The sequence below is a fragment of the Nocardia spumae genome (assembly GCF_020733635.1).
GTDB lineage: Bacteria > Actinomycetota > Actinomycetes > Mycobacteriales > Mycobacteriaceae > Nocardia > Nocardia spumae.
Genome location: NZ_JAJFZL010000001.1, coordinates 5,040,261 through 5,057,291 on the forward strand (window position 1 = coordinate 5,040,261; position 17,031 = coordinate 5,057,291).

General features: G+C 67.8%; 18 protein-coding genes and 2 pseudogenes. 9 read left to right on the forward strand and 11 right to left on the reverse strand.

The annotated features are described in order from the left end of the window. The first annotated feature begins 52 nt into the window (after positions 1-52). A complete protein-coding gene (locus LKD76_RS22540) occupies positions 53-1,693 on the forward strand; it encodes an HNH endonuclease (protein ID WP_227983391.1) in 1,641 nt (546 codons plus the stop codon). A gap of 4 nt (positions 1,694-1,697) precedes the next feature. Here the strand turns inward: LKD76_RS22540 and LKD76_RS22545 are convergent, their stop codons facing one another. The 6 genes from LKD76_RS22545 to LKD76_RS22570 all read right to left on the reverse strand — a co-directional run bounded on the left by LKD76_RS22545 (position 1,698) and on the right by LKD76_RS22570 (position 4,210). After that, the gene (locus tag LKD76_RS22545; protein ID WP_227983392.1) at positions 1,698-2,072 is read right to left on the reverse strand and encodes an ACT domain-containing protein; all 375 of its coding nucleotides are present in this window, start codon (positions 2,070-2,072) and stop codon (positions 1,698-1,700) included. A 30-nt stretch (positions 2,073-2,102) separates the two neighbouring features. Beyond that, positions 2,103-2,915, reverse strand: coding sequence for a class I SAM-dependent methyltransferase (locus LKD76_RS22550; RefSeq protein ID WP_227985368.1), 813 nt, complete (start codon positions 2,913-2,915; stop codon positions 2,103-2,105). A gap of 38 nt (positions 2,916-2,953) precedes the next feature. Then, positions 2,954-3,301 (reverse strand): VOC family protein, encoded by a 348-nt coding sequence (locus LKD76_RS22555; RefSeq protein ID WP_227983393.1) that lies wholly within the window; start codon positions 3,299-3,301, stop codon positions 2,954-2,956. A gap of 1 nt (position 3,302) precedes the next feature. Continuing rightward, positions 3,303-3,479 (reverse strand): ribbon-helix-helix domain-containing protein, encoded by a 177-nt coding sequence (locus LKD76_RS22560; RefSeq protein WP_227983394.1) that lies wholly within the window; start codon positions 3,477-3,479, stop codon positions 3,303-3,305. 106 nt (positions 3,480-3,585) lie between these two features. Continuing rightward, positions 3,586-3,750 carry a hypothetical protein gene (locus LKD76_RS22565; protein WP_227983395.1) on the reverse strand — a complete coding sequence of 55 codons (165 nt, stop codon included), beginning with the start codon at positions 3,748-3,750 and terminating at the stop codon, positions 3,586-3,588. 4 nt (positions 3,751-3,754) lie between these two features. Beyond that, positions 3,755-4,210, reverse strand: coding sequence for a MarR family winged helix-turn-helix transcriptional regulator (locus LKD76_RS22570; protein WP_227983396.1), 456 nt, complete (start codon positions 4,208-4,210; stop codon positions 3,755-3,757). A 51-nt stretch (positions 4,211-4,261) separates the two neighbouring features. Between LKD76_RS22570 and LKD76_RS22575 the strand changes: the two genes are divergently transcribed. Further along, entirely contained in the window at positions 4,262-5,356 is a 1,095-nt protein-coding gene (locus LKD76_RS22575) for an FAD-dependent oxidoreductase (RefSeq protein WP_227983397.1), read from the forward strand. Positions 5,357-5,360: 4 nt separating this feature from the next. Here LKD76_RS22575 and LKD76_RS22580 read toward each other — a convergent pair. After that, positions 5,361-6,103 (reverse strand): annotated as a pseudogene (locus LKD76_RS22580) (SDR family NAD(P)-dependent oxidoreductase). A 289-nt stretch (positions 6,104-6,392) separates the two neighbouring features. Between LKD76_RS22580 and LKD76_RS22585 the strand changes: the two are divergent. Then, on the forward strand, positions 6,393-7,193 hold the full coding sequence (locus tag LKD76_RS22585) for an IclR family transcriptional regulator (RefSeq protein ID WP_227983398.1): 801 nt from the start codon (positions 6,393-6,395) through the stop codon (positions 7,191-7,193). Positions 7,194-7,287: 94 nt separating this feature from the next. Beyond that, positions 7,288-8,949, forward strand: coding sequence for a steroid-24-oyl-CoA synthetase (gene casG, locus LKD76_RS22590; RefSeq protein ID WP_227983399.1), 1,662 nt, complete (start codon positions 7,288-7,290; stop codon positions 8,947-8,949). 5 nt (positions 8,950-8,954) lie between these two features. Here casG and LKD76_RS22595 read toward each other — a convergent pair whose 3' ends face one another. Continuing rightward, entirely contained in the window at positions 8,955-10,028 is a 1,074-nt protein-coding gene (locus tag LKD76_RS22595) for a nitrilase-related carbon-nitrogen hydrolase (RefSeq protein WP_227983400.1), read from the reverse strand. A 156-nt stretch (positions 10,029-10,184) separates the two neighbouring features. Here LKD76_RS22595 and LKD76_RS22600 point away from each other — a divergent pair, with 156 nt between their 5' ends. After that, positions 10,185-11,180, forward strand: coding sequence for a hypothetical protein (locus LKD76_RS22600; protein ID WP_227983401.1), 996 nt, complete (start codon positions 10,185-10,187; stop codon positions 11,178-11,180). A gap of 72 nt (positions 11,181-11,252) precedes the next feature. Here LKD76_RS22600 and LKD76_RS22605 read toward each other — a convergent pair whose 3' ends face one another. Further along, a complete protein-coding gene (locus LKD76_RS22605) occupies positions 11,253-12,227 on the reverse strand; it encodes a helix-turn-helix transcriptional regulator (RefSeq protein WP_227983402.1) in 975 nt (324 codons plus the stop codon). 97 nt (positions 12,228-12,324) lie between these two features. Here LKD76_RS22605 and LKD76_RS22610 point away from each other — a divergent pair, with 97 nt between their 5' ends. After that, a complete protein-coding gene (locus LKD76_RS22610) occupies positions 12,325-12,747 on the forward strand; it encodes a VOC family protein (RefSeq protein WP_227983403.1) in 423 nt (140 codons plus the stop codon). Between the two features lie 50 nt (positions 12,748-12,797). Here LKD76_RS22610 and LKD76_RS22615 read toward each other — a convergent pair whose 3' ends face one another. After that, positions 12,798-13,703 carry a LysR family transcriptional regulator gene (locus LKD76_RS22615; RefSeq protein ID WP_227983404.1) on the reverse strand — a complete coding sequence of 302 codons (906 nt, stop codon included), beginning with the start codon at positions 13,701-13,703 and terminating at the stop codon, positions 12,798-12,800. A gap of 143 nt (positions 13,704-13,846) precedes the next feature. On the opposite strand from LKD76_RS22615, the gene LKD76_RS22620 reads away from it, so the two are divergent. Further along, positions 13,847-14,320 carry a nuclear transport factor 2 family protein gene (locus tag LKD76_RS22620; protein WP_227983405.1) on the forward strand — a complete coding sequence of 158 codons (474 nt, stop codon included), beginning with the start codon at positions 13,847-13,849 and terminating at the stop codon, positions 14,318-14,320. Positions 14,321-14,431: 111 nt separating this feature from the next. Next, positions 14,432-14,911 carry an iron chaperone gene (locus tag LKD76_RS22625; protein ID WP_227983406.1) on the forward strand — a complete coding sequence of 160 codons (480 nt, stop codon included), beginning with the start codon at positions 14,432-14,434 and terminating at the stop codon, positions 14,909-14,911. A 41-nt stretch (positions 14,912-14,952) separates the two neighbouring features. On the opposite strand, the pseudogene gvpK reads toward LKD76_RS22625, so the two are convergent. Then, positions 14,953-15,111, reverse strand: a pseudogene (gvpK, locus tag LKD76_RS22630) (gas vesicle protein GvpK); the annotation flags it as partial. Between the two features lie 119 nt (positions 15,112-15,230). On the opposite strand from gvpK, the gene LKD76_RS22635 reads away from it, so the two are divergent. Continuing rightward, the gene (locus tag LKD76_RS22635) at positions 15,231-16,649 is read left to right on the forward strand and encodes an MFS transporter (RefSeq protein ID WP_227983407.1); all 1,419 of its coding nucleotides are present in this window, start codon (positions 15,231-15,233) and stop codon (positions 16,647-16,649) included. The last annotated feature ends 382 nt before the right edge of the window (positions 16,650-17,031 follow it).

The window sequence follows — 17,031 nt, forward strand, 5'->3', positions numbered from 1 at the left end:
TCCGCAGCGACCCCGGGATTCGTGTCGGGGCGGCCTGGCATAGTTCGTGGTGATGACAACCATCCGGCACACCATCGACGGCGGCGCGACGCCGGTACCGACTTCGCTTCTGTCGGTGCTGGTTTCGTGGCGGTCGACGGCGCTGCTGGATGCGCACGCGGTCCTGCTCGGCACCGACGGGCGCATTCGCTCGGCGCGCGATGTCGTGTATTTCAACGCGCCGCGACATCCGTCGCAGGCGGTGACCGTCGATCAGAATCCGCAGCCTGGTACGGCCCGGTTGTCGGTATCGCTGCCCCGGACCGAGGCCGAGATCGCCCGCATCCTGATCACCGGTTCCGGCGCCGACGAGCCGCTGGCCGCCCTGCCGGGGCTCGCTGTCTCGGTCGAGGATGCCGAGGGGCTGGTGGCGCGGGCCGATATCGCCGCGGCACCGGGCGCGCGGGCGGCGGTGTTCGCCGAATTCCGGCGGAGCGAGGGGCGCTGGTGGTTCGTCCCCGGCGGTGTCCGCCGCGACGACGTAGCCGATCTGTTCGCCGAGTTCGGCGCCGCGGTGGATACCGCGGGTGGCGGGCGGGACGATCGAATCTCGTTGCGGCGCAGCCGCTTCACCGCACCCGCTCCTCCGCCGCCGGAGCCCGCACGCCCCGACTGGCACCCCGATCCGGCCGACCCGGCGACCCTGCGCTGGTGGGACGGCGCGGGCTGGACCGAGCAGACCACGGCACGGCATGCCGACGACGCGCGGGTGTGCGCTCGCTGTGGGCGGCGGCGTGGATGGCGGCTCATCGGCGCCGGCCCGTGCCGCACCTGTGCGGCGGAGATCGCGGACTATCTCGACCGCTGGTGCTCGGGCGCCCTGCGAACCCTGACCGCCACCGGGCCGAGCGGCCCGGAGTGGGACGAGCTGTGGGCGCGGATCCGCCACCGGCGTATCGACCCCGCCGCCGCCCGCGCGGCGCTGCGCGGGCCGGGTTCGGCACAGCTGGAGCGAATGGCCACGTTCGCGCTGGCCGACGGCACCGTCAGCGCCGCGGAGCTCGAACGATTCGATGCCACGGTCGCCGCCCTGGAATTGCGCGGCGCCGCGGTGGACGAACTGCGGCGCAGTCTGCGCCGGGTGCGGATCCTGTCCCGATTGCGCGCGGGTGAGCTTCCGGCCATCGCCGTACCCGATCTGCACCTGGATCCGCACGAGCGCGTCCATCTCGACACCACGGCCACCCGGATCCGCCGCGCGGGACGTGGGTCGCGCGCGATCGCGGGCCGGTTGATCTGCTCGAATACCAAGTTGCGCTTTCTCGGGCCCGAAGACGGTATCGAGATCCCCTGGGGCCGGGCGGTATCGGTGGCGGTCACCGACGGTCTGGTGACGGTCGCGGCGACCTCGGCCCGCGGCGGCGTCGAATTCGAGGTCGACGAACCAGAATTGGTGGCCGCGATCGTGGAAGGCGCACTGCGCGTGGCCAAGCGGCTCACGGTCGCACCGGGTAAACGCGACAGCCGCGCCATCGCCCCGGATATCAAGGCACAGGTGTGGCATCGCGACGGTGGCCGATGTGTGGAATGCGGTGCGACGCACTATCTGGAATTCGACCACATCATCCCGCTCAGTCGCGGCGGGGCGACCAGTGCGGCGAATCTGCAGATCCTGTGCCGCGGCTGCAATCGCGACAAGGGCGATCACATCTGAGCCGCTACCGGGCCGCGGCACCCGCGATCTGGTAGCCGGCGGCGGTGAGAGCGTCGGTGGCGGCCTCGATCCGGGTTTCGGGAACCAGGACCAGGTCGGCGTGGAAGGTCGAGGCGACGAATACCGGAATACCGTTGCGCGCCAGCGGATCCAGTATCGCTACCAGGATTCCGGACTCGTCGAGCTCACGCGGGACGGCGGCATACAGTCCGACCCAGCACCGCTCCCGCTCCCACGGCGGCGCCTCCCGGACGATCGTCAGACCTTCCGGGGCACGCACCAGCGCCACCCACTCGTCGTCCTCGGGGAAGGTCGCGGTCGCGACATGTTCGACGCTGAACCGGGACGGCACGATATGCAGCCGCGAGGATTTCGTCATCGGCCGATCGTAGGCGTACGCCCCTCGGGCTCATGTGGTCGCCACGAGCAACTCCTCGCCGTTGGAGGTCCGCAGCCCGTCGGTACGACCGGAGAAGTATCGCGTGTTGAGGTCCGCCGCCGAAACGTGGCGGGCCGCCACGAAACCGGCCGCACGGGCCATGTCGACGAGCTGCGCGGGAGTGTAGAAACTCAGGAAGGGAGTGCCCGACCCCGCCGCGCCCCGCACCGCGAACTCCCGGCTCGGGCGGTCCTGTTCGTCGAGCAGTTCGATCGGTGGCTGAAAGGTCATCACCACCGTCGAACCGGGCGCCGATCGCGCCAGCAGGGACAGCGTTTCGCGATTGGCCGCATCGGTGAGATACATACTCACGCCCAGGGATGCGACCACCGCGGGTTGCCCGGCGTCGAAACCGGCGGCACGCAGCCGCTCCCACCACGAATCGGTTTCGAAATCGACCGGCACCGAGTGCAACCATTCGGGCAGGCCGTAACCGGTTTCGACCAGACGCTGCCGTTTCCAGGCCTGGGTCCGCGGCTGGTCGACCTCGAAGATGCGGTACCGCTCGGCGATATCGGGCCGGCGCTGCGCGAAGGTCTCCAGCCCCGCCCCGAGCAGGACGTACTGGCCGACCCGGCCGGCCTGCTCGGCCAGCAGATCCTCCACGAAGCGCGACCGCACCACGATGCTCGCCCGAAAACGGCTGGTACCCACGGGATCCATATCCCCGCGGTCGCGCCAGCCGTCGGCGGGATCGGCCAATCGCAGCCCGATCTGGTCGTCGAGCACATGCGGTGGCGGATCGAGTTCGACATGCAGTGCGCGCCACAGCGCCACCCGCACCGCCGTCTGATCCGGTTCCGAGGCGGTCCCGGTATCGCTCACCGGGCACCACCCGGGGCCTGCAGCGTCCACACTCGCCCGTCGGGATCGCGCACGGCCATCTCGCGGGTCCCGTAGTGGGTGTCGGCGAACGGCGTCACGACCTCGACCGGCGATTCGGGCGAAAAGCCCTGCTCATCCGGAACTTTCACCACTACCCGCATTCCGGGCTCACGATCCGCGGGGACCTCGGCGATGAACAGATAGGGTCCGTCCCCGTTGCGGAGCTGCCCGGAATTGTGGTCGGTGGCGAATTCCAGCTCGAAACCCAGCTGCTGGAAGAACTTCGCCGACTTCCCCCAGTTGTGCGTCTCCAGGAAGATCGCCTCGATACCTCGGCCGGCCATATCACTTCTCCTTCTCGGGCTCGGGCCCGCGTGACGACTCGGTGCCCAGGTAAGCCCGCAACGCCTCGGCCACCAGCGCCGACAGCGACATCTCCGATTCGACCGCCCGGTACTTCACCTGCTTGATCAACTCGACCGGGAGATACACGTTGAACTGCTTGACTTCCTCGGCACCCACCCTCGAACACTAACATGCTAGCAATCTAGATTGCTAGATCTCGTGGCACACGTACGCGACCATCCACCGTCGGATCCGCGACCGCACGGACCTCGGGCGAACCGCCCTATTCGGCCGATTCCTCGTCCGCGGAGGCCGATGACCCGGACAAGCGGATCACTCCGGCGTCGAGATCGAGATCCAACCGCGGCCGATGCTGCTGCCCGTCGCTGTCGCCGCCGCTCTCGTCGGACAGCTTCTTGCCGGGGAACATCTCACCGAACACGCCCATCCCTTCACGATAGCGGCCCGTTCAACCCCTCCGCGTGCCCGATGAATCGAGCCAGCAGCTCACTCAACCCCGCACGTTCCGGTCCGGACAACGGTTCGCACAGGCGATCCATCACCTCCGCGGCGGCATCGGTGGCCGCATCGAGCCGGTCGCGGCCGGTGTCGGTGAGGTGGACGAGATAGCTGCGCCGATCGTGCGGATCGCGGCGACGTTCGGCCAGCCCCTGACGTTCGAGCTCGTCGATGATGTACACCATCGACGACTTGTCGAGCTGCAGTCGATCCACCAGCGCCCGCTGATTCATCGGGCCGGCCTCGGCGAGCGCGGACAGCACGCCCAGATGTCGCAGTTCGATCCCGTGTTCGCGCAGCGCAGCATTGGTCGCGGCCCGCGCGTAGCGATGCGCCAGATACAACTGACCGCCGATTCGGGCACCGAGCCCTTCCGTGGTTTCCCGCACCCGACCATTATGACCGATGACAGATCGTCTGAATTCAGATAGTTTTGGATTATGGATATTGCAGTAGTCGGCGCCGGCCTCGCCGGAGCATTGCTGACCCAGGGCCTGCGGCAAGCCGGCCTTCCCGCGACACTGTTCGAACGCGAGCCGGCGGATCGGCACAGCCAGGGCTATCGCATCCACCTGGAACCGGAAGGTGACCTCGCACTGCGCGAATGCCTGCCCCCGGAGCTCTACGAGCGCGTACTCGCCACCGCCGGCGTTCGCGGCTCCGGCGTGCGGGTGCTGGATCCTCAGCTGCGAGTCGTGCACGAGATGCTGGTGCCGGACCCGCCGGATGTGGAGCGCACCGGCCGCCACCTGACCGTCGATCGGCAGACGCTGCGCCGGATCATGCTGTCCGGCATCGATGTTCACTACGGTGCGGCGTTCTCCGGGTACGAACTGCTCGACGACGGACGGGTGCGAGTTCGGTTCTCCGACGGCACCGTCACCGAAGCCGATCTGCTGGTCGGCGCCGACGGCACTCACTCGCGCGTCCGTGCGTACCTGCTGCCCGACGCCGAGGTGATCGAAACCGGCCAGTCGGAGATCTTCGGCAAGACACCGCTCACCGACGAGGTGCGCGCGCTGACACCCGCGGCCGCCATGGACAGCTTCACCACCGTCGTCGGCGACGACGGCCGGTTCGTTCCGCTGGCGGCGCACCGATTCCGCTCCGGCGGTGAGGATTACGTGATGTGGGTGGTGGTCGCACCGAAGCCGATGTTCCCCATCGACCTCACCCGCGCCGATGGGCGGACACTGCTCGAGGTGGCCGCGAAGATGGTCGCGGACTGGCATCCGAATATCGCCGCCGTCATCGGCCTGGGCGATCCGGCCAGTGTCGCGGCGACCACGATACGGACCGCGAATCCGGTGCCGCACTGGGAAACCGGGCCCGTCACCCTGGCCGGCGACGCGATCCACACCATGATTCCGGCCGGAATCAGCGCCGCGGTGGCGCTGAAGGACGCCGCGCGACTGTGCCGGGCGATCACCCGGCGGACCGGATCGCTGCGAGAGGCCGTGCGCGCCTACGAGATCGATATGCTCGACTACGGTTTCGCCGCGGTCGCCGCATCGCGGAACCGGGGGTCGTCCTGACCGCTCAGCGCAGTTTGATCGAGCCGCCGTCGACCATCAACGTCTGACCGGTCATATACCGCGCGTCGTCGCTGGCGAGGAATACCGCCACCCGCCCGATATCCGCCTCCGGATCGCCGAAGCGGTGCAGCGGGGTCCGCGCCAGCATCGCCTCCTCGACACCCGGATTGGCGTCGATATAGGCCGCGACACCCTCGGTCAGGGCCAGCGGCGAGATCACGTTGACATTGACGTCCTGTGCGGCCCATTCGTTGGCGGCCACCCGGCTGATCGCCCGGATGGCCTCCTTGGCCGCCGCGTACGACGCCTCCGGAGCTGGCCGTCGATGCCGGCCCCGGAGGCGAAGTTGATCACCGAGCCACGATTGCCGGCCAGATGGGGATAGCAAGCACGCATCAATCGGACGGTCGGATAGAAGCCGGTTCCGAAGGACAGATCGAACATCTCCTGGGTGGTGTCGAGCAATGACGCCTGCTCGGCGACATGGGCGTTGTTGACCAGCACATGCACCGAGCCCAACCGGTCGATCGCGGTGGCCACGATATGTCCGGCACTGTCGGCACGGGAGATGTCCGCGCGCAGATACGAGCCGGATCCGGCCAGCTCACGCTCCAGCTCACGCCCGGATTCGTCGTCGATGTCGACGAACAGAATCCGCGCGCCCTCCTTGGCGAAGGCGCGCACGATACCGCGGCCGATACCGCCCGCACCGCCGGTGACGATCGCAACCTTTCCTTCGAGCCGCACACTCGCTCCTCTCCTAGTCGCCGACCGCCCCACCGTGGCAGTTCGACCACGCCGCGACGGGCCTCGTTCCAGTGAGCGGAACCGGCCCCGATTCACCGGATGTCTCTGGTTACGTCGTGGCGCAGCCGACCAGAGGGAGAGAGATGTGTCCACCGTCACTACACTCGGGACTCAATTCCGGTCCTCGCCCGGTCTCGACGGGCAGGATGGAAGTGACTCACGATCGGAGGCATCGATGCCACTGGCCACTTCGGCTTCTCGGCCCTTGCCGCCATCGATGGTGGAGCGGATGACGCTCATCCTCGACATGTTCGAGCATCGATCGACGCGGCTGAGCTTGGTGGAGATCTGCAATCACAGCGGACTTCCCCGCTCGACCGCGCATCGCATCCTGGAGCAACTGGTCAAGCTGCACTGGCTCGAACACACCCCGTCGGGATATTGCCTGGGCCGGCGCTCCCTCGGCCTCGGCGGCTACGACGGACAGCACGGCGAGATCCGCGAAGCGGCCGCCGACTATCTGCACGATCTGCAGTTGCGGACCGGCATGGTGGTCCATCTGGCCGCGCTCGAAGGCGCCGACGAGATCTACCTCGACAAGCTCGGTGGCCCGTTCGCCCGGACCCTCGAATCCCGGGTGGGATTTCGCAGTCTCGCCCACCACACCACCGGCGGCCGGGCCATGCTGGCGTGGTTACCGCCGGAGGAGGTCGAGTCGCTGCTCGCGCGGCGGCTGGCCAACCCGGCCACCGCGCGAGGCTGGGACCTGGCGGGACTGTATCGGGAACTGAACCGGATCCGGCAGAATCGCGGCCTGTCCTTCGACCGGGGCGAATGGACCAACATCATGGTCGGCCGCATGCTGCCGAGTGTGGCCACGGCGATCCGCGGGCCGCAGGGACCGGTGGCGGCGATCTGCCTGTGCGGGGAAACGAATTTCGCCACCATGGAACGGCTCGCGCCGCTGGTGGCGGACGCGGCGACACGCACCGCCCGCGTTCTGTTCCCCGAGGCGGCGCGCCGGCACGGCGTGCCGGGGCAGCGCGGCACCCTCGCCCGGCCCATCGCATCCTCGCCACGGTCGGCATGACTCGCTCGTCTCGGTGAGCGGAAAGGGCGGCGTACGCCTCGGCGGCCCGTGACAGTGTGCGGAGGTTGTGACGCTCCGCACAGAAGGACAGCCGATGACCGCGACCTCCGATCCCCGCGCCGATCTCGCCGCCGTGACGCACCGCCTGACCGGGCCCGGCGGCCGGTTCGAACTCGTCGAGGAGGATGTGCTCGGCGCCCGGATGCCGGTACTGCGCCACCGGCGGCGGGCGGTCGCCCAGCTGCTCGCCGAATCGGTCGCCTTCGGCGATCGGGACTATCTCGTCACCGAGGACCGGCGCCTTTCCTATCGCGAACATGCCCACGCCGCAGCGGCTTTGGCGGCGGCGCTGCGCGAGGAGTTCGGTGTCGGACGTGGCGACCGGGTCGCGATACTCGCCGCCAACACGATCGAGTGGGTGGTCACGTTCTGGGCGGCGCAGAGTCTCGGCGCGATCGTGGTCGGGCTCAACGGCTGGTGGGTCCCGCGGGAAATCGACTACGGTCTGCGATCGAGCGAACCGGTGGTGGTCGTCGCGGACGCCAAGCGGGCGAACCTGCTGGCCGAGATCGACTCCCCGGCAGCGGTTCTGACCATGGAAGCGGATCTGCCCCGCCTGATCGCGGCCTACGCCGGCGCCGAACCACAGGTGCCCGATGTCGCCGAGGACGACCCCTCGGTGATCCTGTTCACCAGCGGAACCAGCGGAAAACCCAAGGCGGCCTTACATTCCCAGCGCAATCTGCTGGCCGTCACCGGATACTTCGAATACACCGACGCGCTCGCCGCGGCATTCACCGGCGCGACGGTCGAAGCGGGTGCGCCGCTGGATCTGCGCTGCCTGCTCACCTCTCCCCTGTTCCACATCGCGAGCCTGCACAATCTGGTGGTCCCGCGGCTGGCGACCGGCAGCGCGGTGATCATGCCGCAGGGCGGATTCGACGCCGACCGGATCCTGCGCCTGATCGAGCGAGAGCGGGTGACCAATTGGGGTGCGGTACCGACCATGGCATCGCGCCTGCTCGAGCACGGCGATGTCCGGCGCTACGACACCTCCTCGCTCACCGCGTTCGCGCTGGCGTCGGCGCCCTCGTCTCCGGCGTTCAAACAGCGCCTCCGCGAGGAGATTCCGTTCGCGGCCGATGCGCTGGTCGACAGCTACGGACTCACCGAATGCAGTACGGCCGTCGCCGTCGCCACCCCGATGGATCTCGCCGCGGCGCCCGGCACCCTCGGCCGGCCGATCATCACTGTCGCACTGGAGATCCGCGACGCCGACGGCCACCCGGTGCCCCCTGGCGTCGAGGGCGAGGTCTTCGTCCGCAGCCCGTTCGTCATGCTCGGCTACTGGCGCGATCCGGAGGCCACCGCCGCCGCGATCGACGCCGAACGCTGGTTGCGCACCGGAGATTTCGGTGTCGTGGAGGATGGCCGGCTGCGCCTCACCGGGCGCCGCTCGGACCTGATCCTGCGCGGTGGCGAGAACATCTACCCCGTCGAGATCGAGCAGTGCCTCGACGAACATCCCGATGTGGTCGAATGCGCGATCGTCGGCGAACCCCATCCCGATCTGGGCCAGCGGGTCGCCGCCGTCGTGGTCGTCGCCGCCGGATCGACGGTGTCGGAGGCCGATCTCCGCGAGTTCGCCGGCGCGCGACTGTCCTATTTCAAAGTGCCGGAGAGCTGGCGGATCACCACGGAACCGTTGCCGCGCAACGTGACCGGCAAACTGATCCGCGCGCGGATCGAGGCGTGAGCGAGTCAGTCGCGGTAGGCCGAGCGGCGCCAGATCCCGCTGTCCTGAAGCTTGCGCACCTGCTGGTCGATCACCTGCTTCTGGTACCACTCGTGGTTGCCCGGCGCCTCGTCCAGATACAGGTTCTTCGGATAGATCGGATTCTCGTAGATCAGCTGCGCCGCCTCGGTGCGAATGTCTTTGACCCAGTTGGTGACCTTGGCCGACTCCCGGTGATAGCGAAGCGCCTCGATATCGATGGTGGCGCCGATGTAGGTCGAGCCGTTGCTGTCGCGCTGGCGGCCGATGACCCGGCCCATGTAATCGACGAACAACGAGTTGCCGCCACCGGCGTCGACCGGAGTCGTCGAATCGGCGCCCATGTAGATCGGGCCGATGTTCGGACTCAGGACGAAGAAGTTGTTCTCCAGCGCCCGCGCCCGGCTCGAGATCTCCAGGACATCACGCTGCACGAACGGATTCGGCAGCGAGGCTCGGTATACGACCTCGGCGCCGTTGAGCGCGAGCCCGCGGCCGTTCTCCGGGAAATTGCCCTCCATTGCCATCATCACACCGAGACAACCGATTTCGGTGTCGACCGTCGGCCAGAACGCCTGCAGCGTGCGGCCGTACTTCTCGATCCACCAGTCGAAGAGATCGTGCGGCGACGTCGACCGCTCACAGGCCGCCAGCGCGGTCATCTTGTAATGCTTGAGGATGATGTCGCCGCGCGGATCGATGACGATTCCCACGTTGAAGAACAGGTCGTCCCAGTCCTCGTGACGGGCCTTGGCCTGCGCCATGATGTAGACATTCATCGACCGGGCCAAAGCGGCGAGGCGATCGGTTTCCGGTCCCGGAATCTCGATCGCATGGTCGTGCGCGAATTCCTTCGGGTCCATGTCGAGCGCCTCGTCGGTGAACCCCTGCAGCGCGCCCTCCGGGATCAGCAGCAGGCGCACCGGGACGTCCAGGGCCGACAGCCACAACGCACCGTGCGCGAGATCCTCGAGATGGTCGAGATTTCGGCCGATGTCAGCCCGGCAATGTGCTCCGCGAATCGTGGGTACCAATCCCACCGCGCCATAGGGCTTCACCATCGTCACTCCTAGAAACTCATCGGCACCGCGAACCTACACCAGAACCGGACCGGTCGGTTGCTGAGGCGGGCGTCCGGCAATTGGTGGTTAGACATCGCACGGCGCTCTACACTGTGGCGGACCTGATTGTCCTGCGTCACAAGGTGAGTGGTTCGCATGCCTCCGGAACCAGCCCCGATGCTGGCGGCGTTCGAACAACTGTCGACCCGAATGACCGTGCTGCAAGCTGGGATGTTGTTCGCGACGACGATGCAGGAGCAGGGCGCCGCCCGCTACGGCCGCATCGTCGCCGCCCAACTGGCCGCGCTCGCGATCCGCGGCCGGATCAGTCTGCACGTCGGTAGCGACGGCTTCGTCGGGTCGAGCTCACTGCGCGCGGTACTGCTGCCCGGACCTCCCGAACCGGCGGCCGAGGAAGAGCGCCAGCTTCTTCGCCACCTGTTCGGCAACGGTTACTCCGTTCGAATCGCCGCGTGCACCGACGGCCCCGGATGGGATCGGCTGACCGCGACCGTGCGACGACAGCTGGCCGCCAACGGTTTCCGCTGGACCCGGGCAGATCGCTATCTGGTGCTGGGCACGATGTATCGGCTGCGCCGCCGGATGCTGGACTACGTGGCACGGCAACCGGCGTGGCACGACAACGAGCCACTGCACCGCGCGGGGTACCCCTACGCGGTCCTGTTCGGGCTGGACTCCGGCCCGGGCCCCTACTGGCCGGGGCCGGAGGCGGAATCGGAATCCCAGCTGTCGTTGCCGTGGATGCTGCCGCACGCGTGCGCGGAGGCTGTGCTGCACTCCGGCGAGATCGCCTACGACGCCGGTCCCGTAGACATCGACGACCGGCTGGCCGAAGTCGAGCAACTGCTCGTCGCACTGGATTCGCACTCCCAGGAGGTGCGATACCACCATGTAGTCGAGGCCGAACGGCTGGCGCGACTGATCGACGACTATCGCTGGCGCCACAGCTACCAGACCCTGGGCACCTCGCCCCGGCCCGAGGCGCTGCGCGCCGCACTACTCGACCTGATGGCCGAGACCGAGACCGTCCGTGCCCAACTACCGCAAGGCGGACCCGGCTACGACGAAGCCGTCCTGGTGTCGATGTACGCGATACGCCTGTCGGACCTCGTACTGGACCGGACACCGTAGGACTCCCGAGTACCGGATCCCTCGGCGCCGTCGGCTCGAATCACGCTGCGGCGCCGCATTACTCGCGCTGAATCACGCCGACGAGTGCTCGCCGGTCGCGGCACGGGCGCAGCGCCGGGCCAGGTCGGCGAACGCATCCCTCAGTTCCGGCGGGCCGACGACGTCGATATCGGCGTCGAATCTGCCGATGGCGGTCGCCAGCGCCGGCCACGACCAGGAACCGAGGGTGAGCCGGCACCGGTGCGCACCGAGTTCCTCGACGATGCCGTCACCGGCGAACGGCACGACCTCGGCCGCCGGCACAGCCACGATCACCTCACCGCGACAGGGCCAGTCGCCGGTGCCCTCGGCGCCACGGAAACGGGCCGCGACGAAGGCGGCCACCTCGCCGCCGGGAATCTCGCGCGGGGTGAAACGTGGTCCGGTCGGGATGCGCGGGACCAGCCGGTCGGCGCGAAAGGTTCGCCAATCCTCGCGGTCGAGATCCCAGGCGACGAGATACCAGCGCCCGCCCCGGATCACGAGGTGGTGAGGTTCGACTCGGCGCGGTGGCGCCCCGGCCGGGCCCGACGGCGACTCGTAGTCGAAGCGCAGCACCTCGCACGCGTGCACGGCGGCGCCGAGCACCAGCAGCACCTGCGCGTCGACCGGCGGACGCGGCCGCTCGACAGCGGTGAGGTCGAAGACGTCGACCCGATGGCGCAGCCGCGCGGGCAGGACCTGGCGGACCGTGTTCAGCGCGCGGACGGCGGCCTCCGCGATCCCGGCGCCGCTCGCCGCGGCGGTCCGCAGTGCGACGGTGAGGGCGACGGCCTGCTCATCGTCGAACAGCAACGGCGGCATCTCGGCGCCCGCCCCCAGCCGGTAGCCGCCGTCCGGTCCCTTGGTGGTCGCGATCGGATAGCCGAGGTCGCGAAGGCGGTCGATATCGCGGCGCACGGTGCGCGCGCTGACCTCGAGTCGCTGTGCCAGCAGCGCGCCCGGCCAATCCCGGCGCGCCTGCAGCAACGACAGCAGGGCCAGCAGTCGCGCGGAGGTCTTCGGCATGATCCGAATTCTGCCCGAAGTAGAGGTCACTTCCTGTCCGCTACCGCTGCGACCGTTACTCCGGTCCGGCATTCGATACGAGAACAAGGAGCCGATCGTGTCCCTCACGACCACGACCCATCTGAACTTCCGCGGCGACGCCCGAGCGGCGCTGGAGTTCTACCGTCGCGTCTTCGGCGGCGACCTCGCCGTCGTCACCTACGCCGACGCCGGAAACGCCGCCCGGGAGTCCGAAGCCGATCAGGTGCTGTGGGGTCAGGTCCACAGCACCGACGGCTTCCACGTCATGGCCTACGACGTGCCCGCGTCGCTGCCCTACGATCAGGGCCGGAACGCGTCGTTCGTCTCCGTGCGCGGTGAAACCGTCGAGGAGATCACCGGCTACTGGGACGCGCTCGCCGCCGATTCGACGGTCGTGGTCCCCCTCGGCCCGTCCGGTTGGGCGCGCGCCTACGGAATGGTCCGCGACCGCTTCGGGGTCGTCTGGGTCCTCGACGTGGTCAGCGACTACAGCGCCTAGGTTCGCACGGGTGGGCGGGGGGAATCCTCGCTCACCCTCGGGTCACCTGGTCAGGAACCCGCGTCGGTCCCGGCCTGCGCGAGGACGATGTCGGTGAAGATTCGGATCGCGACGGTGTCGCGGGCCGCCGACCTGATCAATGCCTGGTCGACGGGTCCGGCGTCGTCGAACGGGATGAAGGCCACATCCGGACGGGCGTAGTAGTCGGTGGCCCAGTCACAGGTCAGGGTGACCCCTCGGCCCGCGCCGATCAGCGACAGCATCTCCTGCCAGCCGGCGGCGATCGGGCCGCGCGGAATCGGGCGGCCCGCGGGTGTGTGCCGCGGGAAGTGGGCGTCGAGCACGACTTCGGGAATTCCCTCGGGCAGGATCAACGGCGCGGAGGCGAGATCCTCGACCGAGACGCTGTCGCGCGCGGCGAGCGGATGACCGGCCGGAACCGCGAGAACTCGCGGCCGGGAGAACACGGTCGGGCCGATGACGAATCCGGGATCGTCCTCGACCAGACCGGTTTCCGCCAACGTCAGATCGATCTCACCGCACAGCAGGGATTCCCGGAACGCGCGATAGGTCACCTCACGGAGCTCGACGGTGCAGCCGGGATGCCGGGCCCGGAACCGGTCCGTCGCGCGCAGGATCAAATTACCGCTCCACGCCGCGGTGAACCCGACCCGCAGCACCCCGTGGATACCGCGCCCGAGAGCGGTGGCGGTCTCGACCGCCAGTTCTATCTGCCGGTAGCCCGGCAGGAGATCGTCACGTAATCGCTGTCCCAGGTCCGTCAGCGCGACGTGGCGACTGGTGCGTTCGAACAGCGGACTGCCGACCTGACGTTCCAGCTTCTTGATGGTCTGGCTGATCCGGCCCGGGGTGACTCGCAGCCGGGCGGCGGTCCGGCTGAAATGCAGTTCCTCGGACAGCGTCAGGAACGCCTCCAGTTCGAACCGTTCGAGCATCAGCACACCGATCTATGAATCCTGCTAAACGAAGGTTCCATAATGCCTGCTTGATGCCGCTTTCCGATACCGGCACTCTGAATCGCACCGGCAACGGGTTCCGAAGCACCATGCCGGCCACGATCAGCCGGAGGAGGGCCGACATGGACACGCACGTGACCGATGCGCTGCACCGGCTCTGCCGCGGCACCGCGTCGTGGGACCGCGAACTACTCGCATCGGCGCTCACCGCGGACGCCGAACTGGACCCCCGCCGGTCCGCAGCGGCCTGGTCGGCACACGGTCCGCGCCTGATCGGCCGCGACACCATCGCCGACATCCTGCTGGGGATCGTCCGCGGCCGGGTGGACACCACCCATGCCATCACCGAATCCTCGGTGACCTTCGACGGCGGTCGCGCGCGGCTGCGAGCGCTGGTCGACATCCGACATCGGCTGATCGCGGACCACAGCGTCGAGGCACATCTCGTCTACCGGTGCATCGCCGAGGTGGTCCCCGCGGATACTCGATGGGCGCTGCGTCGCAGCGAATTCGAAACGGTCCACCACAGCGGCGATCCCACCGAAATCTATTGCCGCGCACCGGTTATCCGCCCCAGGCGGCCGCGCACCCCGTAAGCCGATTCCGCATCGTCCACACGGGTCCCCGGATTCGGGCGCACCGATCCGCGGCCTCGAAAGGACAGAATTCGATGAACCGCTTCCGCCCCGACACAAGGAGATCCAGCGATGACCGCCCGTACCACCACCGGTAAGAACACATCCGCGCCGGGCTTCAGCGCGGACGAACGCGCCGCGATGAAAGAGCATGCCCGAGAGCTGAAAACGGCTGCCCGCCGCGGCTCCCGTGCCACCAAGGCCGACGGCGAGCAGGACGTCCTGGCCAAAATCGCCGAGATGGCCGACTCCGATCGCGCCCTCGCCGAACGGGTCCATGCCGTCATCACCGCCGAGGCGCCGACGCTGTCTCCGAAACTCTGGTACGGCATGCCGGCCTACGCCAAGGACGGCAAAGTCGTGTGCTTCTTCCGAAGCGCGGAGAAATTCAAGTCGCGCTACGCGACGCTGGGCTTCGAGGACAAGGCGGAACTCGACGACGGCACCATGTGGCCGACCTCGTTCGCCATCACGAGCATGACTGCCGCGCACGAGGCGCGCATCGGCGAACTCGTGCGGAAGGCCGCCGGCGACAGCGCCCAGAACTCCTGAACCGTTGTGCGCCGACACTTCCGGCTCCGGCCGGAAGTCGGTCACTCGAGCGGGCGATCGGCGGGAGGCAGCAGCGGCCCCAAAGGGCCGAGGTCGATGTTGAGATCTTCCGGACCGAGTCCGAAATGGTCGCGCAGTTCGGTCATGCGTTGTTCCAGAGTTGAGGTCGAGCCTGCCTCCGTGCCGCACCTACCGGCTTGACATCAACCACTGTTGGGGTATTTCCATTCGATCCATGGTTGATTCACACATGCCGCTGCCGGGCTCGGACATCGCCAGGCCTCCGAGAAGCACTGGCGGGCAGAGGTTTACATTGCCAGTGGTCCTGCTCGGAGTCTTGCTCGTCGCGATGGCCATCTCCGGCACCGCTGTGGCGCTGCCAAGCATCGGCGCCGATCTACACACTGCGGGATCGGCCTTGAACTGGGTTGTCGCCGGCTACAATCTCGCTTTCGCGGTCTGCACTCTGGTCTGCGGATCGCTCGCCGATATCGTGGGTCGGCGACGTGTGTTCTCCTGGTGTGCAGCGGCATTCGCTCTGGGCTCGCTCGGTTGCTCGGCAGGGCCGAGTATCGGCGTGGTCGACCTGGGCCGGATCATCAGCGGTATAGGCGGCGCCGGTGTCATGGCAGCCGGTGGAGCCATTCTTGCTCACACCTACAGTGGACCGGCGCTCACGCGTGCCTTCGCGTTGATGGGCACGATGGCCGGAATCGGGATCGCGGTCGGCCCGACACTTTCCGGCGTGCTGATCGAATCGCTGGGCTGGCGGGGCAGTTTCGGCGTCTATACCGCGGTCGGAGCGGTCCTGTTCGTCGGCGCCCGCGGCCTCGCCGAATCCCACGCCCCCGGACCGCATCGCATCGACCGCATCGGGATCGCGACATTCGTCGTGGGCTTGTCGGCTGTCATGGTCGCGGTACTCGAAGGCCCCGAGCGTGGCTGGGCCGATCCGATCGTCATCACAGCCGCAACCATCGGCGCTGTCGTTCTGATCGCGTTCGCCCTGTCACAGACGCGAGTCGAGGCGCCGTTGCTCGATCCGGCGCTGATGCGAAACCGCCGATTCGTCGGCTGGGTCCTCGCTACTCTGACCACATCCGTGGGGTTCCTCGGTGTGCTGGTCTACTTGCCGACATACCTGCAGAGCGTCGCAGATATGAGCACCGCCGCCGCCGGGCTGACAATGCTGCTACTCACCGGGCCGGTGCTGATCCTGCCCGTCCTCGCCGCCGCGCTGGTCAACTCCGGCGTGGCACCGCGACTGCTGCTGGCACTCGCTCTCGGTGCCGTCGGTCTCGGCAACCTCTGGTTGAGCACGCTGCCGGTCCACGTCTCCGCCGCCACTTTGGCCGGCCCCTTGTTGTGCATCGGCGCCGGAATGGGCGTCACCTTCGGCATCAGCGACGGTCAAGCCATGCGCCTGATCGCCGAACAACAGACCGGGATGGCCGCCGGATTCCTCAATATGATCAGGGGAGCCGCCGAAGCACTGGTGATCGCGGCCTTCTCCGCACTCCTTTTGTCGATACTCGCCGCCAAACTGGGTACTGTCGATGCCGTCACCACCGCCGCCGGCCACCTGAACCCCGCCCACTTCAGCGAGCAAGCCGCCGCATTCAGCTGGTCCTGGGAGATCACGCAATACGTTATCGCCGCGGTGTGCCTGGCACTGTCGGCTGCCACGCTGGTCCTTACCCGGCCCACACCGGAACCCGGTGAACCCCTCCAGAACTGACAGTACTTGAAAAGCTGTTGGAGACTTCGATATTGGCGACGGGCATACTCCGGGGACAGTCGTCCGCCGGTCCGTCGGTTCTCCCGGGTGAGCAACCACTCGATGTAACCACCGAGGTGGTCGCGTGTAATCGCTGGACCGGCCGTCGGAAGGTCGTGCGCTTCGAGATAGTCTGCGAAGTACCGGATGTGCTGGAGAGACCCGTCGATGGCCCGCTGGCTACGGTTCTTCCGTCGAAGCTTGGTGGCGAAGTCCTCCGCCAGCTCTCGGATGTGGTCCAGATCCGACGTTGTCACACCTTCGAAAGGTACCCGCAAAGTTTAGAGCTGAACAAGCGCTGTTCTGGATCAACTCGGCTGAACGGCCCAGCGTTTCCGCTGGT